Genomic DNA, 3,322 nt, shown 5'->3' with positions numbered 1-3,322 from the left:
TTATGCACAGGAGATAGAAAAGGTATGTCAGTACGAGTGGCATTGTGCAGCCGTTCTGCTTCTCTTTCGAGCTCATCGATAAGCTTTTTTCGATTCATACTTTCATCTATTTTTAATTTTGGAACTACAGCCATTTTTGTAAATCTTACTTATTTAATTTTATATAAAATACAGTTATTTATCAAATCAAATTCTAAAAAATCAAGTTATCTTAAAAAATTTAAATAATAATCCATTACAACAAGACAAATGAAATAGGCGAAAAAGGTAAAATAAACTCTATTTTCCCTAAACACTTTTGCATTTATAAAAGCGTGCGTAAAAAATGAGGCTATGATGGAAGGAATTGCTAAAAAAGCATTTTTAAATATAAAAGGCACTATCATATAACATAGAACGATTAGTAAAGAAGTTGCTTCTTTTTCTCTACCTTTAAAAAACATGGGTATTGTAAAAACGCCTTGCTTTTTGTCGCCCTCTAAGTCTTTTAGATCTTTAAAAGAAAACCCCAGAGTGAATAAGATAACGAAAGTAAATGTTATAGCGACGGGAAATTCAGTAATTGGATTAAATCTTGTAGCCGAAGAAAAAGCATAGCCTGCCCACATCATTGAGATAGCCAAAGAAGCAACAACAAAAGTAGAAACAATCGGAATCTTCTTCAGTCTAAGCGGGGGCGAAGAATAAATAAATGATATCGCATGATACAAAAGAATATATATCAGAAATTGATAGCTTATAGCAAAAGCGTTTAATAAAGACAAGACAAAACTGATAATAGAAATTTTTATGAATTCTTCTCTGGAAAATATGCCTTTTGGGAGAAGCTTACGATCATCGCTGACTTTATCTGATTCTATATCATAAACATCATTTAAAGTTGTGGCGGAAACCCAGGCTAAAACAACGGCAAAAAACGCATTTAAAAATTGGGTCAGAATATTTATATCAAAAAGAAATAAATTAGTTTTTATTTTATAAGCTAAATATAAACCAAAACCAAACATCAATAGATAATGAAAAGATTTTTTTGAGGAGTTGGCAATTAATGAAAAAGTTTTTTTATGGTTTTGTTTTATAGCCAAGATAAGTAGGAATAAAATCGCCACAACATTAAAAGCAGAGTAATAAGTTAGAGATTGAGACATACCCGCACTACCAATTGGATTATGCAAAAAGTAAATATCTTTAAGAGGAAAGTTGGGAATAATAGTAATATGGTAGGCCAAATAAGGAAATGCGATAAAACCGAATATTCCTACATAAAATAACGAAGCTGCTAATACTGAAGATAGTATTTTTTGTTTTTTAATATATACATAAGCAGCAACCGAAACAGTTGCTAGCAATAATTCAAGGCGAATACCATAAGTTATTCCTTCTAAGAAAACTGGAAAGTTGAATAAGTTCTTAAAATAAAAGTTAAAGTTATTGAATATATATGAATAATCATATGCTTTACTGGCGCTGATAATTAAATCAAAAATGGGCGGAATAATAACTATTGGCCAAAAATGGATCAATACTTTTCCCACTTTAATAGGCTTTTCCTTTGCAAAAAAAGATATTATTAAAATTATAAAAAGAGCAATGGAAATATAATAAATAGGGTAATGGAAAAAATACTCAAAATAATCAATGATTTTTTTAGAAGAATAAAAATCTTCCCCAATGGTACGAAAAAGAATCACCACTAAAATAGTAATAATCCATTGAGACGCGGTTATGTTTTTATTCTCTAAATCATTAAGAATCTTTTTTAATTTATTCATTAATTTTTAAAACCTTAAAGTAAAATTGCAGTTCAATTAATTTAGTGTTATAAATAATATTATAACAGAAAAATTACTAGATATAAAGATCTATTCTAAGATAAACACAAGAACCTTAATGAATATCTAAATCTATAATCTGCTCCCAAGGTAAGCTGATATCAGTTCGGCCAAAATGGCCATAGGAAGCCGTTTTTGTATAGATTGGATTTTTTAATTCAAGCCTTTCTATAATAGCGGCCGGCCGTAAATCAAAATTCTTATTTATTATTTTTATTAATTCGCTGTCTGATTTTTTAGACGTCCCGAACGATTGAACCAAAACAGAAACCGGATGTGAAATTCCAATGACATAAGAAATTTGAATTTCTATTTTTTCTGCTAAATTATTAGCAACTAAATTTTTGGCAATAAACCTTGCCATATAAGCACCCGACCTATCAACTTTAGTCGGATCTTTACCGGAAAAACAACCGCCGCCATGTCTTGCATATCCTCCATAAGTATCAACCATTATTTTTCTACCCGTTAAGCCAGCGTCTGCTTTTGGTCCGCCACAAACAAATTTTCCGGTAGGGTTTATATAAAAGCTAATCTCGTCTTTTATTAACTCTGGAGGCAGCACAGACATAATAATTTTGTCTTTGATAATTTGTTTTATTAATTGATAATCAATATTTTCGTTATGCTGAGTTGAAACAACTACATTGTTTATTTGATAAGGCTTGCTATTAAAATATTCTACTGAAACTTGAGATTTACCATCAGGCCTAAGCCAAGATATTTCTTGGTTTTTTCTATCCGAGGCTAATCTTTGAGTCAATTTATGGGCAATGGTAATAGGCAGAGGCATAAATTCTTCTGTTTCATTACAAGCAAAACCAAAAACTGATCCTTGGTCTCCGGCTCCTATACATTCGTAAGGATCTTTATTTGATTTTGAAACTCCTTGAGCAATATCCGGTGATTGAGGATTTAGTAAATTTATAACCTTGCATGTTTTATAATCAATCCCCCAATTCTCATCAGTATAGCCAATATCTTTTAAAACTTGCTTGGCTATTTCGCTTGGATTAATTTTTGCCTTTGAAGTAATTTCTCCGGCAACAATAATTGTATTAGTAGAAGCCATCACTTCACAGGCAACCCTGCCTTCAGAATCTTGTTTTAAAATTTCATCTAAAACCGCATCTGAGATTTGATCGCAAATTTTATCGGGGTGACCTTCGGTAACTGATTCTGAAGTAAAGATATTTTTAAACACTAATTTCTCCTTATAAAAAATCGCCTAAATGGCGATTTTAAAAATTATCTTTCCCATTTGGGTTGGATTTAGCGCCCTTGCAATCCCATCCCACCCCAGGGGTGGGATTATGGGGTTATCTTAAATAGTTGCTTCTCTTGATAATTATTTAATTCTCAATATTTTGATTATATATCAATCTTAATTATAAAACCACATTATCCTAATGAGAATTATAGTATCCTGAAGCCCAATTCCCTACTTTGGCCTCGTTGTTTAAGGTATTCTTGTAGTAGGAAGATACCCA

At 31.2% G+C, this 3,322-nt stretch carries 3 protein-coding genes; 1 reads left to right on the top strand and 2 read right to left on the bottom strand.

Features of this window, described 5'->3' with window-relative positions; translation table 11 throughout:
• The first annotated feature begins 42 nt into the window (after nt 1-42).
• The gene (locus COX95_04850; protein PIZ85213.1) at nt 43-228 is read left to right on the top strand and encodes a hypothetical protein; all 186 of its coding nucleotides are present in this window, start codon (nt 43-45) and stop codon (nt 226-228) included.
• Here COX95_04850 and COX95_04845 read toward each other — a convergent pair.
• The gene (locus COX95_04845; protein PIZ85212.1) at nt 207-1,772 is read right to left on the bottom strand and encodes a hypothetical protein; all 1,566 of its coding nucleotides are present in this window, start codon (nt 1,770-1,772) and stop codon (nt 207-209) included. The genes COX95_04850 and COX95_04845 overlap by 22 nt on opposite strands.
• 115 nt (nt 1,773-1,887) lie before the next feature.
• Nucleotides 1,888-3,036 carry a methionine adenosyltransferase gene (locus tag COX95_04840; GenBank protein ID PIZ85211.1) on the bottom strand — a complete coding sequence of 383 codons (1,149 nt, stop codon included), beginning with the start codon at nt 3,034-3,036 and terminating at the stop codon, nt 1,888-1,890.
• Nucleotides 3,037-3,322: the final 286 nt, after the last annotated feature.

The sequence above is a fragment of the bacterium CG_4_10_14_0_2_um_filter_33_32 genome (assembly GCA_002792735.1).
Taxonomy (GTDB): domain Bacteria; phylum Patescibacteriota; class CPR2_A; order CG2-30-33-46; family CG2-30-33-46; genus CG2-30-33-46.
Note: the sequence above shows the minus strand (reverse complement) of the source record. Positions and strands in the feature narration are given on the sequence as shown.